This is a genomic window from Methylocystis parvus, assembly GCF_049675845.1.
GTDB lineage: Bacteria > Pseudomonadota > Alphaproteobacteria > Rhizobiales > Beijerinckiaceae > Methylocystis > Methylocystis parvus_A.
In genome coordinates this window covers 480,009-501,581 of sequence record NZ_CP187161.1, presented here as the reverse complement: position 1 = coordinate 501,581, position 21,573 = coordinate 480,009, and the positions used below count along the sequence as shown (strand labels likewise).

Here is a 21,573-nt window from a genome sequence, read left to right as displayed (position 1 = left end):
GCTCACGCCTCGCCCTTCGTCTCGAAATTCGCGGTGTCGAGCGCTTCCTTGGCCGATTTGCCGGCCCAGAGCACGAACTGGAACGCCTGATAATAGCGCTCGCAGGAGGTCAGCGCGTTTTCCAGCAAGGCGGTGCATTGCGTGGGTGAAGGCTGCGCGCCGCCGCAAAGCATCAGGCCGTGGCGATGCATGGCGACTCCCTCGTTCGGCCAGAAATCGAAATGGCCGACCCACATCTGCTCGTTGATGGCGCTGACGAGCGCCATGACTTCCGGACGGCGACGTTCGGGAGCCTTGAGATCGAAGGCGCAGCTCACATGGAGGGTTTCGATCTGCGGCAGCCAGGTGAACGCGACGTGATACTCGGTCCAGGCGCCGGCGACGGAAATGGAGATCTCATCGTCGTCTTCGCGATCGAAGGACCAGTCGTTCGTGGCGGCAAGCTGCTCCACAACATCCACTGGATGTTCGGCGCGTTCCGTTTCTTTTTCTGTAGCGATCAGCATGAGCCAACCTTCATCGGGGTGTCAGCAGGACGCGGCGACTTACAAAACATAGGGCGACGCATCACGAGACTTCGAGTAACAGGCGCCTCCTTTCGAGCAGAGCGGTCCGCGGTCGAATCATCCGCCAAGGCCACTATACTCCACCTGTCCAAAGAAACACGTGACGGTTCAGCGCGAACCGTCGTCAACCTGCGCGGCAGACTGCTGGATTCGCCCTCCCCCGTCTATGGCCCGCGCTCCCCATTCCACAGCTAGACGCGCGACTGCCGGCAAAAAGCTTTGGAGAAAAAGCGCTTTACTTTTTAGGCGCCCGGCGCGGCGAAGGAAAAGCGGGCGCCCGGGACTCTCCCGGCGCCCGCCTGCGAGTCGCGCGGCCTGATCAGCGTTCCATGACGACCGGCGTGCCGACGCTGACGCGGGAATAGAGGTCGCTCACGTCCTCGTTCAGCATGCGGATGCAGCCATAGGACGCCGCAGTGCCGATCGAGGCGCGCATGCGCGGGCTCGTCCCGTGGATCGCGACGTCTCCGCGATCGAGCGTCAGGGCGGCGACGCCCATCGGATTGCGGGAGGAACCGCCGGGGATAAAGTTCGGCAGTTCGGGATGGTCCGCGCGGACGACGGCCGGCGGCGACCAGTCCGGCTGGAAATATTTGCCGTCGACAGAGGCGGAGCCCGACCACTCCATGCCGCGCTTCGGAACGGCGACGGGATAGCGGATGGCGACGCCGGGGCTCACCACGTAGAACAGCTTGCGCTGGCGCGCGCTGATGACGATCGTCCCCGGCTCGACATAGGGCGAGATGGAGACGGTGTCGCGAGCCGAGGCGGTCTGCGGGAGGGTGGCGAAACCCAGCGCCGCAACGGCGCCGAATAGAAGGCCCTTCAGCCGGTAGGACGAGCTACGCATTGGATTCACCTTTTAACTGGCACGCGGAACGCGGACGCTTACAATCCCAACCATCCTAGCTTTCGCCACGATTTTGTCTAAGCGTTCCGTGTCTTGCGGTTAGGGCTTAAGGTTAAGCATTTCCGTATGTTGCACTCAGGCAACAGCACGCGCCCCCGTTCCCTCGCCCTTATCTGGCGCTCTCTGGCGAAAAATCTTTACGCCTGCGCGCTTGCCGCCGCGCGGCCCCTGCGCGATAGAAAAAGCTCATGGAAAAACAATCGTCCCCGCCACTGATCTTCGACCGCGATTTGCTGCATGCGCGGCTGCGGCGCGCGCTCGCCAAGGAGGCGCCGGACGTCCTCCTCGCGCGGGCGGCGGACGACCTCCTGGACCGCCTTCAAACCGTTAAACGCGACTTCCCGCGTTCACTCGATCTGGGGACGCCGACGGACCATTTCGCGCAGGCGATCGTCGCGAGCGGGCGAGCGGCGCCGCTGCGGGCGGGCAGGATCGGCGGCGGGGTCGTCGCGGATGAGGAGGCCCTGCCCTTCGCGCCGGCCTCATTCGATCTCGTCGTCTCCGGCATGGCCCTGCAATGGGTCAACGACCTGCCGGGCGTCTTCGCCCAGGTGCGCCGCATCCTCGCGCCGGACGGGTTGTTTCTCGCCTGTCTGCCCGGCGGCGCGAGCCTCGTTGAGCTGCGCGTCGCGCTGGCGCAGGCGGAGGAGGAGATCACCGGCGGCGCGAGCCCGCGCGTCTCGCCCTTCGTCGATGTGCGCGACATGGGCGGGCTCTTGCAGCGCGCCGGCTTCGCCTTGCCCGTCTCGGACGTGGACAACTTCACCCTGCGCTACGACTCGGTTCTGGGGCTGATGAAGGATCTGCGCGCCATGGGCGCCGCCAATGTGCTGGCGAAGCGCTCGTCTCGCCCGCTGCGCCGCGACGTCCTCGCCCGCGCCGCGCAGATCTACGCCGAGCAATTCTCCGACCCGGACGGCCGCGTCCGCGCGAGTTTCGAGATCGTCTGGATTTCAGGCTGGGCGCCGCATGAGAGTCAGCAGAAGCCTGCCAAGCCGGGTTCTGCGACGATGCGGCTGGAGGATGCGATGAAGGCCGGCCGCCCCATTCCCGAAAAATGATTTCGGAACGACGGCGCCTGGCCGCGGTTGCGAAACATACTCATAACAAACGCAGAAATCACAGAAGCATTATTGAGCCATAGCTCTCCGGCGAACCAACGCCGGAGCTTCTCATGCCACAACCGCGGATCGCGCCGCTCACCAAACCGCATCTCATCATGCTCGCCGCCGCCGGCATGGGGGCCGTCGCCCCTGCAACGCAGGCGAAGGCGATGACCGACCGCGAGCAACTTCGCATTTTATTGGGCCAGGTGAAGCGTCTGCGCGCCCGGATGGACGAAAAGGATCGCGACGAGCAGAAGAGACGGCAAGAAGCGGCTGCCGCGCCGCCCGAGCCCAAGATTGCGAAGGCCGCTGCGACGCCGGGCTTCGACAAGTTCTCATACAAGGGCATAGAGATCATCCCCGGCGGATTCCTCGCGCTCGAATCCGTCTGGCGCAGCGCCTGGCTGGGGGCGGACGTGGCGACGCCCTACAACGCCATCCCCTATGGTTTCGCGACTACGGGGCGCACGGACGAGTTCCATTTCAGCGCCCGCGCCTCCCGCCCCGCTCTATTGGTGCGTGGGGACCTCGATCCAGCGACCCATATTCAAGGCTATTTCGAGTCGGACTTCCTCGGAGCCGGGCAGACCGCCAATTCGAACCAGAGCAACTCCTACAATTTCCGCGTTCGCCAGCTATACGCCAATGTCGACCGGGACGATTTGGGCCTGCATGTCATGGCGGGCCAGGCGTGGTCGCTCGCCACGATGAATTCAGTGGGCATCCGGCCCGACACGTCCCTGCAGCCGCCGACCATCGATCACAATTACATGCCGGGCTATGTCTGGGGCCGCACGCCGGGCGTCCGCGTCACCAAGGATTTCGGCAAGGAGTTCTGGTTCGCCTTCGCCGCCGAAGGCGCGGCGACGACCTTCGCCGTTCCCGGCCCGGTTCTGGCGAACTCGCCCTTCGGGCCCATGTCGGTCGCCTTGCCGAACAATCTCGGGATCGTCGCGCCGGCGCTGCTGGCCCCGGCGGGTCAGGGCGGAACCTTCGACGTCAACGACACATACGCCTTCAACCGCCTGCCCGATCTCACTGCAAAGGCGGCCTGGGACGCGCCTGTCGCCGACCGCGTCGTTCACCTCGAGGCCTTTGGCCTCGCGCGCGAAATGACCGACCGGGTCTATTTCGGCAATCACAGGACTTGGGACGGCGGCTTTGGCGCAGGCGCCGTCGTGCCGGTGATCCCGAAGCTCCTCGACTTCCAGATCTCCGGCATGATGGGCCGCGGCGTCGGCCGTTACGGCGCAAGTCAGATCGCCGACGCGACTTACACGCTCACCGGCGCGCTCCAGCCGATCCATCAGCGCAGCATCCTGATCGGCGCGACCCTACATCCGACGCCGCAGACCGACGTCTTCGCCTTCGCGGGCGGGGATTTCGCCAGCAAGAACCCGCAATTTGCGAGCATCGGGGGGACGCTTTACGCCGGCGGCTACGGCAACCCGCTCTACAACAACATCGGGTGCCGTCTGGAGAACCCGGTTTCGCAGCTCTCCCCCGGCGTCGCCAGCGCCGTGGCGCTAAGCGCCCTCGGCAATCCGCTCCTCGGCTGCTCGGGCCAAACCAAGGACTTGCGGCAGATTACGGGCGGCGTCTGGCACAATCTCTATCAGGGCCACGCCGGAAAGATTCGCCTTGGCCTGCAATTCTCCCACACGATCCGAAACGGCTTCGTGGGCCTCGGCGGCGCGCCGCGGGGAACGGAGAACACCGTGCTCACGAGCCTGCGCTATTTTCCGTTCTGAGGACCTCGCCCCTCACCCGCCCCGGCACTGCTTGAGGAACTTCTTCGTCGCCCCGGCGGAATCGGCGTCGACCAGCGTGTGCTTCTTCTGGTCGGGCGTGACGATCGTCACCGCCTTGCCGCTGAAAAGAATATCGATCGCGGGATCGTTCAGCGGCAGGTCGGTCACGAGCTCGGTGCCGCCGGTCATCTCCGAATCCGGACTGCTGCGCGAGAGGCCGTGCACTTTCGCGGACTTGTCGCCGCTCTCGATCTTCACCGTAACCGCCTCGCCCTTGCCCTCGCCGACCTGGATGTCGGCGCCCAGCCGCAGCGTCATCAGCCCGTCGAAGGCGCAGGAGGCGCGGACGGTCGCGTCCGCCTCGTCCTCGTTGGACCGGGCTTCGAGATAGGGGCGCGGCTTGCCGCCCCAGCTCGTCTTGGCGAACGCCGGCGCCGCGCACAGGGCGAGCGACGCGGTTGCGATAATGGCGGGCGCGAAACGCTTCATGGAAAACCTCCGGGAAGAACTGAGGCGGCACATTAGGAGAGCGCCGCCGCTCCCGCAATCAGGTGGGTCCCACGACGAAATCGATCTGGCGCGTCTTGGCCGGCTTCGGCTCCCATGGGCGCTGGTAGGTGAACACGATCCGCCCCTTGCCGGGGGCCACGGCGCGAATGACCCAGCTATGGGTTCCCGGCGCCCCCGGTTTGTCGGCCCCGGGCTTGTGCCCCTCGTCCGTGATCTGCACCCGATCGAGCGCGACGCTCGCCTGCGGGTCGATCCGCCAGCCATAGCCGGTCGACGGATTCTCCGAGAACTGCAACGGCGCGCTCTCGCCGGGCGCGAGTCGCAGCGTCTCGGCGGCGGCGCCCTGCGTCATTGCGAAGAGCACCACGGCGGCTACGGTCAGATGGCGTTCCATGGAACTTGCTCCTCTCGCCGTAAAAGGTCCTGCCCCACCATAGCCGAGATCCTCAGCGCTGCGACCGCGGCGCCGTCCTCGCGACGGACGTTTTCAGCCAGATCGGCGGCCCGGTTCTCATAGACGCGATCCAGCAGCGTCAGTTCGCGCAGCATCGCCTCGGGCGTCGCCGTCTTGCCGTCGAGCACGCGGGCGACGCCGAGGCGCTGGACCCGCTCGGCGTTGTCGAACTGATCGCCGAGGAAAGGCGTGACGAGCTGCGGCCGACCGGCGCGCATCGCCTGTCCCGTCGTGCCGACGCCGCCGTGGTGCACGACCGCGAAGGCGCGCGGGAAGACGGCCGAATGCGGCGCATAGGACGCGATGCAGACATCGCCGTCCTGCTCGCGGGCGAGTTCGGGGACGTCATCCTCATGGGCGAGGATCGCCGCACGCTTCCCCAGCCTGCGGGCGACCGACACGCAGTCGCGGTAAAAATCCCGCCTCGCCCGCGCGACGAAGCTGCCGAGCGTGAAGACGATCGGCGGCGGGCCGTCGTCGAGAAAGGCCGCGAGATGCGGCGGCAGTTCGCCCCCCGCCAGATAGCGGTCGTGGAACGTATGCCCCGCGATCAGTGTGCGCGAGCCGTGGTCGGGCTGCGGGGGCGCGAGCGTGGGGCTGAACAGGCCAATCACCGCGTCGCTGGATTTGACCCCGAGCAGCAGGTCGAGCCCATAGCGCGGCTTGAGCCCGAGCTCGCGGCGAAGGCGGCGCAGCGGCTCCGCCCAGAGCGCGATAGCGTGCGACAACGACCAGAGCAGGAAGCGGTTATAGGCGATCTCCACCTTGCCGATCGGCGCGCGGCGCAGCGGGGCTCGCGAGCCGAGCGGCGGGTCGTAGGCGGAATAGAGCATCATCGGCGACAGAAGCACGGTTGCGAGCGGCAGGCCGCGCGCCTCCGCCACGATGCGAGCGGAAAAGGCGAGACTGTGGGAGACGATGGCGACGGCGCCCTCGCTCGCCGCCAGCAGGTCGTCATAGCTCTCGCGAAGATGCGGAAAGATCAGCGTATCGAAGAGGAACTTGTCGTCCTCCGACATTTTTCGGGCGATCTCGCCGAGATCCATGCCGAGCCGCGACGTCAGGTCGTCCGCGTCCGGGCGGATCGGCGCAAAGCGAAGGCCTTCCCCTAGAATGTAATCGGCATAGGCGGCGCTGGTGGCGATGACGGGCGCGAATCCCTCACGCGCCAGCGCATGGGCGAGCGCAACGAAAGGGTGGAGATCCCCAAGCGACCCGAAGGTGGCGATGAGAATTTTAGCGCCGGTCTTTGCCATCGGGACTCTCCCGGCTGCGCCGGGGCGTGGTCTTCGAGGTCGACGCCTCGGAGAGGATCTGACCCCAACCTGCCCTAATAGAGATGCGGGATCAACCGCCAAGTTTGGGCGCGATATCTCGCGTATTCGGAGCCGAAATGATCAAGCAGGAGGCCCTCTTCTGCACGAATGCGGGCCACGACCGGGAAGATGTTGAGAAGGCCGATCAAAACGCCCGGCGTCGAGTTGAAGGCGAGCCCCCAGCCCAATGCGCTGGCAAGCAGGCCCGCATAGCTCGGGTGGCGAATGAGGCCATAAACTCCGCTCGTCACGAGCCGATGGCCCGGCTGGATCGCGACGAGCCCACTAAATCGATCTCCGAGAACAGCCACGGGGTAAAGACGGAGAGCGCCGCCCGCCACAAGCAGAGCGACGCCCAGCCATCGGACCGCGTCGCCGTCAATAGGCCAGAGGCCGACGCGATCCGCCCAGGCCGACACATAGACTTCGGCGAATCCCAGCGCCGCAAAAACCGGGATGACCCAACGATTGCCCCGATCCTCCCGAACCCCGGGGCTCAGATTGCCTCCGACAAAGAGAGACGCTATTCCCAGTCCGACGGTGACGGCCGCGAGCGCCGTGCGCGCCGGGTTCGCAAAGAACAGGCTGGGCCCGCCGCCGGCGACGATCGCCAATCCGAGAAAGACGGCGATGGACGCCACGACCGACGCAATCCTGACGATCCTTGCGCTCATGCCTGCCCCCGGACGCTGGAATCCCGTCGAGACGTGATATAAATGGCTTCAATTCCGGGATTTCCATGACCGCTCTGCTCTCCTCCGCGCCTGCGGCTTCAGGCAACGCCGTTCCTTCACTCGCCGGGATGACCCGCGCCGAGATGGGCGACGCTTTGCGCGCCTTTGGCCTGCCCGAGCGCGAAATCCGCATGCGCGTCTCGCAGCTCTGGCACTGGGTCTATTTCCGCGGCGCGCGGGACTTCGGCGAGATGCTCAACATCTCCAAGGCGTTGCGCGCGACGCTCGACGGCGCTTTCGACTTGCGCCTGCCGGAGATCGTGGAGGAGCAGGTTTCGGTCGACGGAACGCGCAAATGGCTGCTGCGCCTCGCGCCGGTCGATGCGCTGGACAAGGGCGCCGAGGTCGAGTGCGTCTATATTCCCGAAAGCGACCGCGGGACGCTCTGCGTCTCGTCTCAAGTGGGCTGCACGCTGAATTGCAGCTTCTGCCACACCGGCACGCAGAAGCTGGTCCGTAACCTGACGACGGCCGAGATCGTCGGCCAGCTCCTCGTCGCGCGCCAGCGCCTCGGCGACTTTCCCGACCGCGAGCGCCCGACGGACGGACTCGTTCCCTCCGGCGAAGGCGTGCGCGCCGTCTCGAACATCGTCTTCATGGGCATGGGCGAGCCGCTCTACAACATCGAGAACGTCATGGCCGCGATCGAGGTCATGGCGGATGGCGACGGGCTGTCGCTCTCCAAGCGCCGCATCACCGTCTCGACCTCCGGCGTCGTGCCGCAGATCGAGCGCCTCGGCGCGGAATGCGGCCCGGCGCTCGCCATCTCGCTGCACGCGGTGCGCGACGATCTGCGCAACGAGTTGGTGCCGCTCAACAGGAAATATCCGATCAAGGAGCTGCTGCAGGCCTGCCGCGACTATCCCGGCGCCAGCAACGCCCGCCGCATCACCTTCGAATATGTGATGCTCAAGGGCGTGAACGACAGCCCGGCCGAAGCGCGCGAGCTCGTGCGGCTGCTCAAGGGCGTGCCGGCAAAGATCAATCTCATTCCCTTCAATCCCTGGCCCGGCGCGCCATATGAGTGCTCCGACTGGGAGACGATCGAGCGCTTCTCCGACATCGTCTTCAACGCCGGCTACGCCAGCCCCGTCCGCACCCCGCGCGGCCGCGACATCCTCGCCGCCTGTGGCCAGTTGAAGAGCGAGACGGAGAAGCTGCGCGCAAGGGCGCGTCTCGCGGCGCAGGACGCCGCCGAGTAGCGACGCCGCTACCACGCCGAGCCTATGGCCCTCCTCATGCCGGGAAGGCCCGTCATTTCCGCGATCACGCGCACGACGCTTCCAAGGAGAGCGTCAGCGTCGGGCGTTGCCTGCCCCCAATGCCATGAATTTATTGCGCATTGAGAAGTCTTTTTCCCCTTGGGCAAAGGATTTTCCGGCAAAGACCGAGCTTATTCCAAGCTTAAAAAGGCGAGCTAAGCCCGCGCCTTTGACCGAAACAATTTTCGTAGTAGTTTAAAGTCAAGTAATTGGATTCTATTTGTCTCCGAAAGGGTTGGGACGTGTTAAAACAAGTATTTAGCCCCCTCCGCCGACTTTGGAACGACGAAAAGGGCGTTGCGCTCGCCTATGTAGCGGTTCTTCTGATCCCGATGATGGGAATGGCCGCATTGGCGATCGACGTTAGTCATGCGTATTTCTGGCGCCAGCAAATGCAAACAGCCGCCGACGCCGCGGCCTATTCCGGTGAATTAGCTCTCACAAAATCTCAGAACGTCATGCTGAACGGCAAGGCGGTCGCCGGGAGCTTCGCGCCAGGCTTTGTCGATGGCGTCAATGGCGTGACGGTTACGATCAATTGCAACGACGCCACCGCGCTGAACGCCGGTTATTGCGCCGGCGCCGTAACGGCTGGCTTTCCATACAGCTCGGACGCGACGGCGGTCGAAGCGATCATCACCAGACCGGTTTCAGGAACCTTCGCCAATGTATTTGGAACGAGCTCTTTCAGTGTGGGCGCCCGAGCGGTGGCGCGGCACACGCCGACCAAATACTGCGTCCTGGCTCTGAATCCCACGGGCGCCGCGATCAGAGTGAATGGCAACGTCAATTTCGGCCACCCAAATTGCGGTATCGCCGACAACTCCGCCGGCAATCCGGCGACCGACATCAAGGGAGGGGGCACGATTTCCGGCCCCTTCACCGTCAACGGCGCGATGAACAAGAACGGCAATAATTTCGATTATCCCGAAGGATATACCGAAAACACAGGCAGTCCCGTCCCTGATCCCTACGAAGAAAACGGGCAGAAAACCTGGGTCATGGGCACGAGTGCGACGTGGGCGACAAGTCGAACGACGTGGAACACAAATTGGGTAAATTCGAATTCCAATTGGAAGACGAATATGGTGAATAATAATTCCACTTGGAATACAAATTGGAACACAAACAAGCCCACCTGCGGTAAAAAGACCGGTAATTCTCCCGACTGCCTCTCAGGTGCCTGTTCTGGACTTAAATACTGCACAGTCACTGGAACAATTAACACCGGGACCCACTACATTAATGCGCTAAATGCAGGCGGGACGCTTAGTGCTGGTTCATTTTACGTATTGACAGTAAACGGTGGATCGTTCAGCAACGCCAGCAACGGCGTTTCCTATGCAGATACGGTCAACGGCGGCGCGCTCAGCGCCGGCACGTTTTACATCAACAATCTCGGCGGCGGAACGCTCAGCAACGGCACGTTTTACGCAGCTTCAATGAGCGGCGGAACAATCAACAACGCCAGTAATGGGGTTTCCTATCTAAATACGGTGAGTGGTGGAACGCTCAACAACGGCACATTCTATGCAAATACGGTAAGTGGCGCCAATACAGTGCTCAGTAACGGCACCTTCTATATCAATACGCTCAGCGGCGGAACGCTCAGCAATGGCGTCTTCTACGTCAACAACCTCACCGGGTCAGTGACCGCAACGAACGCCACCCTGGTCGTTATCGGCGGCGCGAACCTTGGCAATTCCTCACTCTCCATCACCGCGCCTACTGCGAACATGGGCGGCGCCAACAATAAGGGATTGGCGCTTGTCAGCCCCAACCCCATCACGGTCAGCTTTGGTGGCAACGGCATACTTCAGGGAGCCATCTATGCTCCGAACACATCGAACGGGGGCAGCCTCGTCTATATGAGAGGCACCGTGAACGCGAGCTGCGCGCAAGTCATCGCAGGCGCGATCGATGTGGGCGGCAACGTCCGCATGACGACCGACGGCACCTGCGGCGTGACCGATATCACGCAGGGCGGCAGCGTCCGGCTCGCCGAATAGCCTCCCATTCCCTTCAATCCCTGGCCGCGCGCGCCATATGGATGCTCCTACTCGGGGCTTTCATCTGGCGGCGCGGTTTTAGATGGCCCATCTCGTCCTCCTCGGCGATTCCATCTTCGACAACGGCGCCTATACGGGCGCCGGGCCGGCGGTCATCGCGCAGGTGAGGAAGCGGATTCCGGTCGGCTGGCGCGCGACGCTCTGCGCGGTGGACGGCGCGTCGATCATGGACGTTGGGGCGCAGCTTCCGAAAGTCCCGCGCGACGCCGAGCGGCTCGTGCTGTCCATCGGCGGCAATGACGTCTTGCGCCACGCGGAATTGCTGGAGCGGGCGGTGACGACCGGCGCGGAAGCCATCGATCTCATCGGCGAGGCGGCGCGCGGCTTCGAGGCCGCCTATCACGACATGCTCCACCCCTGCCTGCAGATCGACCGGCACATGGTCATCTGCACGATCTATTCGGGGAATTTCCCCGACCCCGCCTATCAGCGCGTCGTCAATGTCGCCCTCGCGCCCTTCAACGACGCGATCATCCGGCTGGGCCTCGAACATGGGCTGACGATCGTCGACCTGCGCTCCGTCTGCAACGCGCCCGCCGATTACGCCAATCCGATCGAGCCCTCTTCCATCGGCGGCGCGAAAATCGCGAGGGCGATCGTCCGCGCGGCGATGGGCGACTGGTCCGAGGCGCCGGTGGCGCGGATTATCGGCTGACGCCGCGCGCGCCCAACGTCGCCACCCACGTCAGCGCCGCCGCGACCGCGACATTCCAGTTCGCCAGCGTCAGGCCCAGCACCCAGAGCGTCGGTTCGTCGCAGCGCACGACCTTCACGGTCTTGAGCTGCTTCATGAAGTCGTCCATCGAGCCGGCGGTCGACAGCGCGCCGGAGCAGTCGGACGGGCCGGCGACGAGCTTCCATTCGACGAGAGAGTGATAGACGGAGAGCGCCGCATTGCCCGCGAAAAGCAGCGCCATGAGCAGGAAAGCGCCGCGCGCCAGCGCGCCCCTGCCCGTCCGCGCCGCAAAGCCGGCGAGCGGCGCGAGGGCGAAGGCGGCGTAATAGGGAACGCGCTCCTTGTAGCAGAGCTCGCAAGGCAGATAGCCGAGCGATTCATAGGCCCATGCGCCGCCGATCGCCGTGAGCGCGGCGGCGAAGATGAGGGCGGCGAGCGCTTGCGGTCTACCGGGCATTTGAGAAGCCGGGCCTTTAGAACATCTTCGCGGCGAGCGCGAAGCCGGCGACCACCACCACGCCCAGCGAGCCGATGAAGAGGCCGAAATGCTGTTCGAGCTTCACGCGGATCGAGTCGCCGAAATGGTTGATCGCCGCCGCGAGCAGGAAGAAGCGGGCGCCGCGCGTGATAAAGGAGAGCGCGATGAAGAGCGGGAAATTATAGGCCAGCAGGCCCGAGACGATGGTCACGAGCTTGTAGGGGATGGGCGTAAAGCCCTTCACCAGAATAAAGAGCGCGCCCCACTGGGCGTAGAAGGCGCGCAGCGCGTCCATCTTCTCGGCATAGCCGTAGAGATTGATGAGCCACAGGCCGATCGTGTCGTAGAACAGCGCGCCGAACGCATAGCCGAGCGCGCCGCCCGCGACCGAGGCGATGGTGCAGATCGCGGCGAAATACCAGGCCTTCTTGGGCTCGGCGAGCGTCATCGGCACGAGGATCACGTCCGGCGGCACCGGGAAGAAGGAGCTTTCCGCAAAGGCGATCGCGCCCAGCGCGAAGGGCGCGTGCTTGCTGGAGGCGAGCGACATGGTCCAGTCGTAAAGCTTCTTCATTTTGCCTCGTCGAAGGTCGGGCCGGTCGGGCGAGCCGAGAGTTGGCCGCTTTGTAGCCCGTTACCACGAAAAGATTAACCTAAAGAAGGCGGCCGCCGGGTTGACGAGGTCCCCCGCCCCGCTAATATCCGCCCCGCTCGCAGGCAGGCCGACTCGCCCGCCGGGAGAGCCCCTGTGGCGGAATTGGTAGACGCGCTCGACTCAAAATCGAGTTCCGCAAGGAGTGCTGGTTCGACTCCGGCCAGGGGCACCAAATCCCATCATCAGCTACACCGATCCTCGTGCCGCTCGAAGGTAGGACTTTCGGGTCTCGGGGCGTCCTGGCGCGCTCAAAGCCCTCCCTCCGACCTCGCACCGCTATCCTAAAACTTGGCATTGATGCTAGGATGCCCCATTGCGCGATAAGCGCATGGGGGCGAACATGTTTCGATCATCATTTCTGGTTGCCGCATTTCTTTTGCTCTTGCCGCCGACGGCGCAGGCCGCGCTCACTCGGGTATGGGTTTCCGCGCAAGGCGTCGACGCGCCGACCTGCGGGCCTTTGAGCGCGCCCTGCCGCCAGATCAAATATGCTCTCGACAACGCCATCGTCGCGCCGGGCGGAGAGATCGATATCCGCAATTCCGCCGGATTTGCGCCCTTCACGATCGCGCAAGCGGTCAGCATCGTCAATGACGGCGCCGGCGTCGCCAGCATTCAGGCCGCGCCGGGCGGGAGCGCCGTGAAGGTCGCCGCTGCGGCCTCGGACGGGGTCCTGTTGAAGGGGCTGACGATCGACGGCGTGGGCGCCGGCAAGAACGGCTTGGAAATCCTGTCCGCGGCGAGAATCGTGATTTCGGACTTTACGATAAAGAACGTGACCAACGGCATCGTTCTGTCATTTGGCGTTGCGTCTTCGCAGCTGAACTTCAGCATTCGCGACAGCCTCATCCATAAAACGACCAACGGCATTTTCGTGTCTTCGAACGGGACCGCTTTTGTCGCCGGTGAAATCTCGCATGTCGCGATTTCGGATAGCGACTTGGGAATCTTCTTCCTCGCCGGCGCCAAGGCCCTCCTGACGGATGTGTCGATCAGCGAAGCGCGTACCGCGGGTCTGTTCATCAGCAATGGAACCAAGCCGGCGACCGTGACGCTGACGAAATGCAGCATCACGAACAACGAGATTGGCGTAGACAACGAGTTCAAGGTCTTTTCCTACGGCGACAACGCCATCAACGGAAACATCAGCTCGGACATCCTCAACCCAGCATCGGTCACGCGCGTCACGCCGCAGTGACAAGGCGATCACGGAATTCGGGAGCCGCATCCATGCGTCGCATCTTTTTCGCGCTTTTCGCGCTGACTTTGTCGATCCAGTCCCTGCCTGCGCAGGCGGCGCTGACGCGCGTCTGGGTTTCTGGGCAAGGCGTCGACGCGCCGAGCTGCGGGGCGCTCGCCGCGCCCTGCCGCCAGATCAAATATGTCCTCGACAATGGCCTCGTCGCGCCGGGCGGCGAGATTGACATTCGCGACGCCGCCGGCTTCGCGCCCTTCACGATCACGCAATCGGTCAGCATCGTCAATGACGGCGCCGGCGTCGCCAGCATTCAGGCGACGTCCACGTCGAATGCAATCGACATAATGGCAAGCCAGGCAGATGGGATCTTCTTGAAGGGGCTGACCATCGATGGGATGGGCACCGACGCCATTGGAATCAGATCGCTTTCCGCCGGCCGGCTTGTTATTCTGCGTTGTACGATCAAAAACATACGTATTGGCATCGCTACGTCGAACCTTGTCAGCACCGCCAGAAATCTCAACTTGAAGGTTTCGGATGTAACCATCGACAACGTCCGCGCAGGAATTGATTTTTCAAGAAATGACCCTGCAGGAACTGTCGCCGGGGAGATTTCGCGCGTCAATATTTCGAATAGCATCATTGGAATAGCCGTATATTCATCGACGTCGCTACTCACCGACGTGACGATTACGGGCTCAACCAGAGCAGGCATTGAAATTGGGAGTCAATTGAGGGACAAGAGCACGCCAGTTGTCCTCAGGAGATGCACGATCACCAACAGCGCCGTCGGCGTCCAAAATTGGACTACGATGTCTTCTTATGGAGACAATTCGATTATTGGTAACGGCAAAGACATCTTCGATCCCGCCGCGGTGACGCGCGTCAACACGCAGTGAAGGCGCTCGTCTCGCGGAGGGCGATGCGCTTGCGCCTTCGCTGACGGGTCTCTCCTACTTTCACCCCAACGCCCGCCATCGCGTTTCGATCGTCGCGATCATCTGTGCGACCGGAGACGGTTGCGGGTCCATCACCCCCACCCCCTCGAAATTGATGCGGGCCGCGAAGCGGGCGCGGTCAAAGGTCGTGGCGGCGTCCATTTGAGCGCCCTGGAACCAGGCGTTGCGGGAGAAGCGCGCGTCGCAGAAACGCGCCGGCTCTTCGAAGACGGCGTTGTCGAAGCCGGCGTTGTCCTTGAAGGAAGCCTCGGAAAAGTCTGCGGTCTCGTGAAAACGGCACTCGCCGAACCCGGCGTCGCTGGCGAAAGAAGCCCGCGTCGCGTCGAAAGGCCCGCTGAAGGCCGCGCGCCGGAACCACGCCTCTTTTTGGAAATCCACGCCCCGGAAGGAAGTCGGCCCGAGGAATCGCGCCTGGCGAAACTGCCCGGCGTCCTCGAAGACGGCGTTGTCGAACGCAACCTCGCGATGGAAGGTCGCGCATTCAAACGTCGCCTCACGCAGAAAGACGGCGTTGCGCGCGTCGAAGGCCCCGTGAAAATCGGCATGGGCGGCGCAGAAATAATCCGGGAGGGTCGCATCTGCGAGGCGGCACGCGCCGGGCATAATGAACCCGACGATATCGAGCGGGTCGCCGGCGTTGAGCTCCACCGTGGCGGCATAGTCCCAAAGCCGGCGGAGCCGGGCGTTGTCCGCAATGTGCGGCAGAACGGCCAGCATGGTCGTCGCCCAGGCGTTCCAGCCGCTGCGGCTCGCCATGCGACGGCGCGCGGCCTCGGCCCGGGCGCAGTCGACCGCAAATGTGCGGGCGGGCATGGGCGAAGCGAAAACCGGCTCGAGCTGCTCCAGATAGGGGGCGAGCCAAGGGTTCAGGCGCGCAATGTCGCCGCTCCAGTCCTGCGGAAAGATCGAACCCATTACCGGCCGCCCCTATTCATTAACAAATCATTAACGCAAAGAGAGGGCGGACTAAAGGCGCAGACGAGCGGGGCCGTCGAACTTTGGCGGCCGTCAACAACCTATCGTGAGCGTCGGTCTGGGGAAGGGTGCGAAGGGGCGACCCCCGGCCAGGCGCCTGGCGCGCCGGACCGAGGGTCTCGACGCCCGTCGCTCGAATAGGCTTGGGGAAACCGGCGACGGACGAGATGGTTCTAGCTCACCCGCGTCGCGGCCATATGGCTGAGTTTTTGCCCGCCTGTTTCCAGACGGCGCCGTTCTCTCAGCGGCAATAATAGGAGGGCCGGACCCGCTGGTAGCGAATCACAGCGCCGCCAGGAGAGCCATTCAGCTCGCTCGACACGCAGTGGCGCCCGACGCGCACGAAGGGCGTCGTGTAACCCCAGGGGTACCACTCGTTGGTCGAGGGATAGAGGGTCACGGGGTCGAAATCCCATGGCGCCGAGAAGTCCCAATCACGCACTGGCGAGCGCGACCAGTCTTCCCGCGCCCAGCCCTCTTGGAGCCAGGGCCCTTCGCGGGTCGGGCCGTTCGCCCGCACGAAGTGCGTCCGCCCCCCGGCGACGGCCGGCGGGGCGCCGAGAACGAGGCTGGCGCCGAGCGCAAGGATGAACAGGCGGGCACAGGATGTTTCGCGCGCGAGCATGACTGTCTCCAACTCCAGCCTTTTATAAAACACTCCTCTTGCGCAACTCCAAAGCCGCCGGGCGGGAATTCTTGGAATATCGCTAAGCATTGGAAGAACGGGGGAGGATCCGGTGCGCCGGGGCGTGGCGTGCATGACGATGCGGCGCGAGCTGCGCCGAGGACGCGCGTTGCGTCGCCCCTCCATCGTCCAGCCACTTCCGCGTAGAAAGCGCCGCGCGCTCGATGAGATATTCGGACTGCGTAAAATCGTATGGCGAAACGTCCAGCGGACAGAGCGCGGGCGCCATGTGGACCGCGACGTCGCGCGGCAGGCGTTCGAGATCGCGGGAGAGTTGCCATGCGATCAGCAGCGTGACGGCGTGCAGCGCGCGGGCGACGGCGCCGGAAGGCGGCTCTTGAAGATCGCACGCGTAGCCGGTCGGGAGGATGAAGACCTCCGTGGCGCCGAGCCCCACCGCGATGGAAACGGGCGTGTTCGCGGCGACCGCGCCGTCCATGAGCGTCGCGCCGTCGATTTCGACGGCCGGAAAGACGCCCGGCACCGCCGCGCTCGCCAGAATGGCGTCGACCGCGGCCCCGCGCGAGATCGTGACGGCGATGCCCTGCAGGTCGGTCGCGACGAGATGGACGGGCAGCTTCGCTTCTTCCAGAAATTTGTAAGGCAAAGCCTTCTCGATCATGCGCCTGAGCGGCGCGGAGTCGATGAGGGAATCTTCGCGTTTCAGAATTGCGAGGATCGTCCCGAGCGTGACCGGAAAGATGTCCCTTCGCCGCACCGAGGCCCAGATCTCCGCAAGCCTCTCGACGCCGTCGACGTCGGGATATGCGGCGAAATAGCAGGCGTTCAGCGCGCCGACCGAGGAGCCGACGAGAAAGTCGGGCTCGACGCCCGCCGCGAGCAGCGCCCGCAACATGCCGACCTGGATGCAGCCAAGACTGCCGCCGCCGGCAAGGACAAAGGCCCTTTTGCTCGCGCTCATGACCCTGCCTCCAGCCATTCAACGGAGAGCTAGGGCGATCCTAGATCAGGTCCACATCCGCAAGCGCGATGAAGATCATCGCGATCCCGACGCTGCCGATGAATCGGAAGGCCGGCTCCTGCATGTTGTAGACGCCCGCGCGCCACATCTGGAACCACTCGCCGCCCACGGCCATGAAGCCGAGAAGGTAGAGCAGGAAGCCCACGGTTAGCCCGGCGATCGCCGTGCTTTTCGCTGCGTTGAAGGCGGCGGCGCCCCCTGCCCGCGCCTGCCACAAGACCCACGTCCCGTAGAGCGTCAGCGCGGCCGAGACAAACTCCGTCGCGATGATGAAGAGGTAGAAGAGCTGGTGAACCGCCGGGCTCGTGATCGAGCGCCATTTGAGCGGGCTCGGCGGGATCATGTCCATCGAGAGGATGTGCTGCACCACGTCGAGATTCGTGGCGTAATCGAGCACATTGCCGAGCGCGACGAGCAGAATGAGAAAGCCGGCCGAAAAGGCGATCGCTATCTTGGCCAGCCGCACCGTCATGTCGCCGTTTCCTCTCGTCTCGACGGCGACAGGCTAGCCGGTCTGCGCGAGAAAGAAAACGCGCTCATGAGCCGGGCGCACGACGGTCCCGCTGCGCGCACCATGCGCTTTGCGAGCGGACGCAGCTCCGCGAAGACGAAAGCGGCGGCGTGGCCTTTCAGGCTCGTCGGCAGGAAGCGCGCTTCGATCCGCGTCTCGCCCGTGGCCCAGGCGCTCTTATAGGCGTCGGCCGGGAGCAGCATGTCGTAGGCCGACAGCCCCTCCTCCGCACAGCGCGCGATGAGACGGCCCGTGAGCGCCTGCCCCGGCGAACCCTCGGCGAAGCGATCGTCATAGCAACCAAGCAGAGAGCGATAGGCGCCGCCGCCGACAAAGCCGAGATCGATCGCGCCGATCTCGCCGCCGACGCGAAGAATGTTGGCGCGCAGGAACCCCTCGCGCGCCAGCGCCGCAAGGAAGTCCTCGGAAATCGGATTGGACAGACCCGCGCTATAGGCGCCCTTGCCGCCGAGCCAGGCGCGCTTCAGCGCAAGCGCGTGGCGGGTGACGCTTTCGCGTTTGGCCGGCGACTCGGCCTCCTCCAGAAGGATCGCGCCATGGGCCTCAAGCCGCTTGACGCGGCGCTCGATGCTCTTGTGGCGCTTCGGCTTGGAGGCGCGCAGATCGACATAGGGGGCCGAAAACGGCTCCCCCGCCACGGTCCCGTCGGACATGACGCCGCCGGCGCGCAGCCGCGTCAGCGCAAAAAGATCGACGTCGTCCCACCGCGCCATTTTCGCCTGCGCGGCTGCGATCCATTGCGCGCGCTTTTCTCCGGGCAGCGCCAGCGCGTCGCCATATTGCGTCATCGACTCGCCGATCCAGCGGGCGATCACGACGCCGAGGCGCCGCTCGACCTGCAACGGCAGCAGCATGGCGAGCCGGCCTTCATCGCGCACGCAGAGCACGCGCGCCTGCGCGCGGTCGCCGGCGACGGCCAGCCATGTCCGACACCAGGCGAAGCTTTGGAAACCGGTCGCTTCCGGAGTCGCGTTTTCCAGCGCCGTCCATTCGGCGGCGAGCGCGTCCACGCCTTCGAGCGTCTCGACGCGTTCCGTTGTGATGTGAGAAGGGGCGGTCATTTCATGATCTGGTAAGGCGCGACGTCGCTGAAGCCCTGAGCGGCCTGCGGGTCGACGCGGAAATCGACGGTCATCGGCGCGCGCGTCTGGTGGGCGAGCCTGCGCCAGCCCTTGTGCGCGGCGGCGAGCGCAAACTTGCCCCAGAAAACGGGCCCGCTCGTCTCTCGCGAGAGATCGCGCCCACCGACGTAAGGACGCAACAGTCCATTGGCATAGTTCACGGCGTAGTGGGCGCGGAGCTCGTTCGTCCAATGCTCCGTCGTGAAGGAGACGTTCACGCAGTCTTCGTTTCTCACCCGGTGCGGGCAGTTGAGCGGCCATGTCGCCCAATCGCCGGCCTCCAGTTCGAAACTTTCGCCCGCCGCCTCATATGAAGGATCGTAGGGCAGATCGGTGTCGGCCCCGCGCTGGAGCACGATGTTCTCGATCTTCTCCTGCGGCAGATAAGGGGGCTCGGCCGGGTAGACCCAGACGCGCTTGCGGCCCCTCACCTGCCAGAGGCTCTGGCCCGGAACGTCGGCATGCAGCGCGACGTTCATGTTGGGAGAGGAAATCAGGACGCTCATCGAGCGTTTGTAACTGTGGAAGCCCGGAACGTGGCGCTCGATGTCGCCGAAGAGCCTCTCTAGAAGCTCCCGATAGTCGTCGAAGGCCTCATGCACGCGCTGGAGATGAACCCAGATATTGCCCTTGGCGACCGCAGACATTACCTCGCGGCCCGAAAGCCCGGACATGTCGCCCTCGCGCCATTTGCGCGGATCGGTCTCGTCGCGGGCGATGGTGTTGACGTGGAAATGCGCGCGCGGCGTCGCCTCGATCAGGCGCTCCAGCGCGGCGTCGGAAAAAAGCGGACTGTCGGCGAGGCGGTGCGTCAGCAGCAGCGGCTCTCGTCCGAAATTGCGGATCTGGTCAGGACGCCATTCTGTAACTGACGATTTTTTCATAAGAATAACGCCAAAACCCATTTGCGAGCCATCGACAAGGCTACGCCAGAATGTGAAACAAAGGGTAGACGGCCGTAAGGAGTCTTGAATGATCGATCTCTACTACTGGCCGACCCCGAACGGCCACAAAATCACGATTTTCCTCGAGGAGACGGGGCTGGCCTATCGAATCAAGCCGGTCGATATCGGCAAGGGCGATCAGTTCAAGCCGGAATTTCTTGCGATCTCCCCCAACAACCGCATGCCCGCCATCATCGACCGCGCGCCGGCGGATGGCGGCGCGGAGGTAGCCATCTTCGAATCGGGCGCCATCCTGCTCTATCTCGCGGAGAAGACCGGCCGCCTCCTGCCGACCGAGCTGCGCGAGCGCATGCGGGTGCTGCAATGGCTGTTCTGGCAGGTGGGCGGCCTTGGCCCCATGGCCGGCCAGAATCACCATTTCGGCAAATACGCCCCCGCCCCGATCCCCTACGCCATAGACCGCTACCGCAAGGAAACGGGCCGCCTCTATGGCGTGCTGGACCGCGAGCTTGCGAAGTCGCCCTTCATCGCCGGCGACTACTCGATCGCCGACATCGCCTGCTATCCCTGGATCGTGCCGCATGAGGACCAGGGCCAGGACCTCGACGACTTCCCGCATCTCAAGCGCTGGTTCGAATCGATCAAGGCCCGCCCGGCCGTGAGCCGCGCCTACGCCGCCGGCGCCCCCTATGGGCGGCGGGGGCCGGATTTCACGGCGCTGGAGCGGGAAATCCTCTTCGGACAGACGGCCGCGCGCCCGGCGGCGAAATAGGGTATAGGCGTCCGGATAAAGCAGGATGATCAGGGATCGAGGGGTTCGATCCCTCCCCTTTACGGGGAGGGTGGCGCGCGGAGCGCGACGGGTGGGGCAAGCCCCGTCCCGTTCAATTTCGGAAAGAACCCCACCCGGCGGTCTTCGACCGCCGACCTCCCCGTGAAGGGGAGGTAGAGCGAGCCCGCCGATCGCCGCTCAACAGGAAGCATTCGAAAGAGTTCCCCACCAATGTCCGACGACCGCCAGTTCTTCGCTCAGGAAACCGCCAAAGCCCTCATCGAAGTGCAGGCGGTGCTCGTCAACACCGAGAAGCCTTTCATCACCACGGCGGGCTGGGCGTCCCCGGTCTATATCGACATGCGCAAGATCATCAGCTACCCGCGGCTTCGCCGGCGGCTGGCGGATTTCGCCACGCGCACGATCGAGCGCGACATCGGCTATGAGTCGCTCGACGTGGTGGCGGGCGGCGAGACGGCCGGCATTCCCTTCGCCGCGTGGATTTCCGACAGCCTGATGCTGCCGATGCAGTATGTGCGCAAGAAGCCCAAGGGCTTCGGCCGCAACGCCCGAATCGAGGGCGACCTGCACGAGAACGGCCGCGCGCTGCTGGTCGAAGACCTCGCGACCGACGGGGGCTCCAAGAAGGATTTCGTGCAGGCGCTGCGCGATTCGGGCCAAAGCTGCGACCATGTCTTCGTGTTCTTCTTCTATGACATCTTCGCCGGCGCCCGTGAGGACATGGCCAAGATCGGCGTGAAGCTGCACTATCTCGCAACGTGGCGCGACGTGCTGGCGGTCGCCCGCGAGCACAAATACTTCCCCGAGACGGCGCTGAACGAGATCGAGTCCTTTATCGCCGATCCGATCGCCTGGTCGGCCGCGCATGGCGGGGCGGACAAGCCGAAGGGGTAAGCGCCAAGTTTGATCTTGGGAAAAGAGAGGCGCATCCTTTCG

At 64.3% G+C, this 21,573-nt stretch carries 23 protein-coding genes and 1 tRNA gene; 10 read left to right on the top strand and 14 right to left on the bottom strand.

The features are described 5' to 3' along the window. Positions 1-2 precede the first annotated feature (2 nt). Positions 3-506 carry a YbjN domain-containing protein gene (locus ACPFMJ_RS02755; RefSeq protein ID WP_424362350.1) on the bottom strand — a complete coding sequence of 168 codons (504 nt, stop codon included), beginning with the start codon at positions 504-506 and terminating at the stop codon, positions 3-5. A gap of 379 nt (positions 507-885) precedes the next feature. Beyond that, entirely contained in the window at positions 886-1,416 is a 531-nt protein-coding gene (locus tag ACPFMJ_RS02750; RefSeq protein ID WP_424362349.1) for a L,D-transpeptidase, read from the bottom strand. Positions 1,417-1,664: 248 nt separating this feature from the next. Between ACPFMJ_RS02750 and ACPFMJ_RS02745 the strand changes: the two genes are divergently transcribed. Beyond that, on the top strand, positions 1,665-2,537 hold the full coding sequence (locus ACPFMJ_RS02745) for a methyltransferase domain-containing protein (RefSeq protein ID WP_424362348.1): 873 nt from the start codon (positions 1,665-1,667) through the stop codon (positions 2,535-2,537). Positions 2,538-2,650: 113 nt separating this feature from the next. After that, a complete protein-coding gene (locus ACPFMJ_RS02740; RefSeq protein WP_424362347.1) occupies positions 2,651-4,333 on the top strand; it encodes a hypothetical protein in 1,683 nt (560 codons plus the stop codon). Positions 4,334-4,345: 12 nt separating this feature from the next. On the opposite strand, the gene ACPFMJ_RS02735 is transcribed toward ACPFMJ_RS02740, so the two are convergent. From ACPFMJ_RS02735 to ACPFMJ_RS02720, 4 genes are all read right to left on the bottom strand, one after another. Next, positions 4,346-4,822 carry a hypothetical protein gene (locus ACPFMJ_RS02735; protein ID WP_424362346.1) on the bottom strand — a complete coding sequence of 159 codons (477 nt, stop codon included), beginning with the start codon at positions 4,820-4,822 and terminating at the stop codon, positions 4,346-4,348. A gap of 58 nt (positions 4,823-4,880) precedes the next feature. Beyond that, complete coding sequence (locus tag ACPFMJ_RS02730) at positions 4,881-5,237, bottom strand: protease inhibitor I42 family protein (RefSeq protein ID WP_424362345.1); 357 nt, start codon at positions 5,235-5,237, stop codon at positions 4,881-4,883. Beyond that, complete coding sequence (locus ACPFMJ_RS02725; RefSeq protein WP_424362344.1) at positions 5,222-6,553, bottom strand: glycosyltransferase; 1,332 nt, start codon at positions 6,551-6,553, stop codon at positions 5,222-5,224. The genes ACPFMJ_RS02730 and ACPFMJ_RS02725 overlap by 16 nt, the downstream gene beginning before the upstream one ends. A 74-nt stretch (positions 6,554-6,627) precedes the next feature. Continuing rightward, positions 6,628-7,287, bottom strand: coding sequence for a methyltransferase family protein (locus tag ACPFMJ_RS02720; RefSeq protein WP_424362343.1), 660 nt, complete (start codon positions 7,285-7,287; stop codon positions 6,628-6,630). Positions 7,288-7,352: 65 nt separating this feature from the next. On the opposite strand from ACPFMJ_RS02720, the gene rlmN reads away from it, so the two are divergent. The 3 genes from rlmN to ACPFMJ_RS02705 all read left to right on the top strand — a co-directional run bounded on the left by rlmN (position 7,353) and on the right by ACPFMJ_RS02705 (position 11,333). After that, positions 7,353-8,549 carry a 23S rRNA (adenine(2503)-C(2))-methyltransferase RlmN gene (gene rlmN, locus ACPFMJ_RS02715; protein ID WP_424362342.1) on the top strand — a complete coding sequence of 399 codons (1,197 nt, stop codon included), beginning with the start codon at positions 7,353-7,355 and terminating at the stop codon, positions 8,547-8,549. A 302-nt stretch (positions 8,550-8,851) separates the two neighbouring features. Further along, the gene (locus ACPFMJ_RS02710; protein ID WP_424362341.1) at positions 8,852-10,618 is read left to right on the top strand and encodes a pilus assembly protein TadG-related protein; all 1,767 of its coding nucleotides are present in this window, start codon (positions 8,852-8,854) and stop codon (positions 10,616-10,618) included. Positions 10,619-10,700: 82 nt separating this feature from the next. Then, complete coding sequence (locus tag ACPFMJ_RS02705; protein ID WP_424362340.1) at positions 10,701-11,333, top strand: SGNH/GDSL hydrolase family protein; 633 nt, start codon at positions 10,701-10,703, stop codon at positions 11,331-11,333. On the opposite strand, the gene ACPFMJ_RS02700 is transcribed toward ACPFMJ_RS02705, so the two are convergent. Further along, on the bottom strand, positions 11,323-11,811 hold the full coding sequence (locus ACPFMJ_RS02700; protein ID WP_424362339.1) for a disulfide bond formation protein B: 489 nt from the start codon (positions 11,809-11,811) through the stop codon (positions 11,323-11,325). The genes ACPFMJ_RS02705 and ACPFMJ_RS02700 overlap by 11 nt on opposite strands. A gap of 16 nt (positions 11,812-11,827) precedes the next feature. Next, the gene (locus ACPFMJ_RS02695; protein ID WP_424362338.1) at positions 11,828-12,406 is read right to left on the bottom strand and encodes a YqaA family protein; all 579 of its coding nucleotides are present in this window, start codon (positions 12,404-12,406) and stop codon (positions 11,828-11,830) included. A gap of 168 nt (positions 12,407-12,574) precedes the next feature. Between ACPFMJ_RS02695 and ACPFMJ_RS02690 the strand changes: the two genes are divergently transcribed. The 3 genes from ACPFMJ_RS02690 (at position 12,575) to ACPFMJ_RS02680 (ending at position 14,584) form a co-directional block, all read left to right on the top strand. Continuing rightward, positions 12,575-12,659 (top strand) — tRNA-Leu (locus ACPFMJ_RS02690). Between the two features lie 141 nt (positions 12,660-12,800). Then, positions 12,801-13,685, top strand: a complete 885-nt coding sequence (locus ACPFMJ_RS02685; protein WP_424362337.1) for a NosD domain-containing protein — start codon at positions 12,801-12,803, stop codon at positions 13,683-13,685. A 68-nt stretch (positions 13,686-13,753) separates the two neighbouring features. Beyond that, entirely contained in the window at positions 13,754-14,584 is an 831-nt protein-coding gene (locus ACPFMJ_RS02680; protein WP_424362336.1) for a hypothetical protein, read from the top strand. Positions 14,585-14,644: 60 nt separating this feature from the next. Here ACPFMJ_RS02680 and ACPFMJ_RS02675 read toward each other — a convergent pair whose 3' ends face one another. From ACPFMJ_RS02675 to ACPFMJ_RS02650, 6 genes are all read right to left on the bottom strand, one after another. Beyond that, on the bottom strand, positions 14,645-15,559 hold the full coding sequence (locus tag ACPFMJ_RS02675; RefSeq protein ID WP_424362335.1) for a pentapeptide repeat-containing protein: 915 nt from the start codon (positions 15,557-15,559) through the stop codon (positions 14,645-14,647). Between the two features lie 301 nt (positions 15,560-15,860). Further along, positions 15,861-16,244 (bottom strand): hypothetical protein, encoded by a 384-nt coding sequence (locus ACPFMJ_RS02670; RefSeq protein WP_424362334.1) that lies wholly within the window; start codon positions 16,242-16,244, stop codon positions 15,861-15,863. An 82-nt stretch (positions 16,245-16,326) separates the two neighbouring features. Then, positions 16,327-17,226, bottom strand: coding sequence for a patatin-like phospholipase family protein (locus tag ACPFMJ_RS02665; protein WP_424362333.1), 900 nt, complete (start codon positions 17,224-17,226; stop codon positions 16,327-16,329). Positions 17,227-17,266: 40 nt separating this feature from the next. After that, positions 17,267-17,758, bottom strand: coding sequence for a DUF2165 family protein (locus ACPFMJ_RS02660; RefSeq protein ID WP_424362332.1), 492 nt, complete (start codon positions 17,756-17,758; stop codon positions 17,267-17,269). Continuing rightward, positions 17,755-18,879, bottom strand: coding sequence for a GNAT family N-acetyltransferase (locus ACPFMJ_RS02655; RefSeq protein WP_424362331.1), 1,125 nt, complete (start codon positions 18,877-18,879; stop codon positions 17,755-17,757). Before ACPFMJ_RS02655 ends, ACPFMJ_RS02660 begins: the two co-directional genes overlap by 4 nt. Further along, positions 18,876-19,823: a hypothetical protein gene (locus ACPFMJ_RS02650; RefSeq protein WP_424362330.1), complete on the bottom strand. Its 948-nt coding sequence runs from the start codon at positions 19,821-19,823 to the stop codon at positions 18,876-18,878. Before ACPFMJ_RS02650 ends, ACPFMJ_RS02655 begins: the two co-directional genes overlap by 4 nt. Positions 19,824-19,911: 88 nt before the next feature. On the opposite strand from ACPFMJ_RS02650, the gene ACPFMJ_RS02645 reads away from it, so the two are divergent. After that, positions 19,912-20,616 (top strand): glutathione S-transferase N-terminal domain-containing protein, encoded by a 705-nt coding sequence (locus tag ACPFMJ_RS02645; protein WP_424362329.1) that lies wholly within the window; start codon positions 19,912-19,914, stop codon positions 20,614-20,616. A 231-nt stretch (positions 20,617-20,847) separates the two neighbouring features. Next, positions 20,848-21,531 carry an orotate phosphoribosyltransferase gene (locus ACPFMJ_RS02640; RefSeq protein WP_424362328.1) on the top strand — a complete coding sequence of 228 codons (684 nt, stop codon included), beginning with the start codon at positions 20,848-20,850 and terminating at the stop codon, positions 21,529-21,531. Positions 21,532-21,573: the final 42 nt, after the last annotated feature.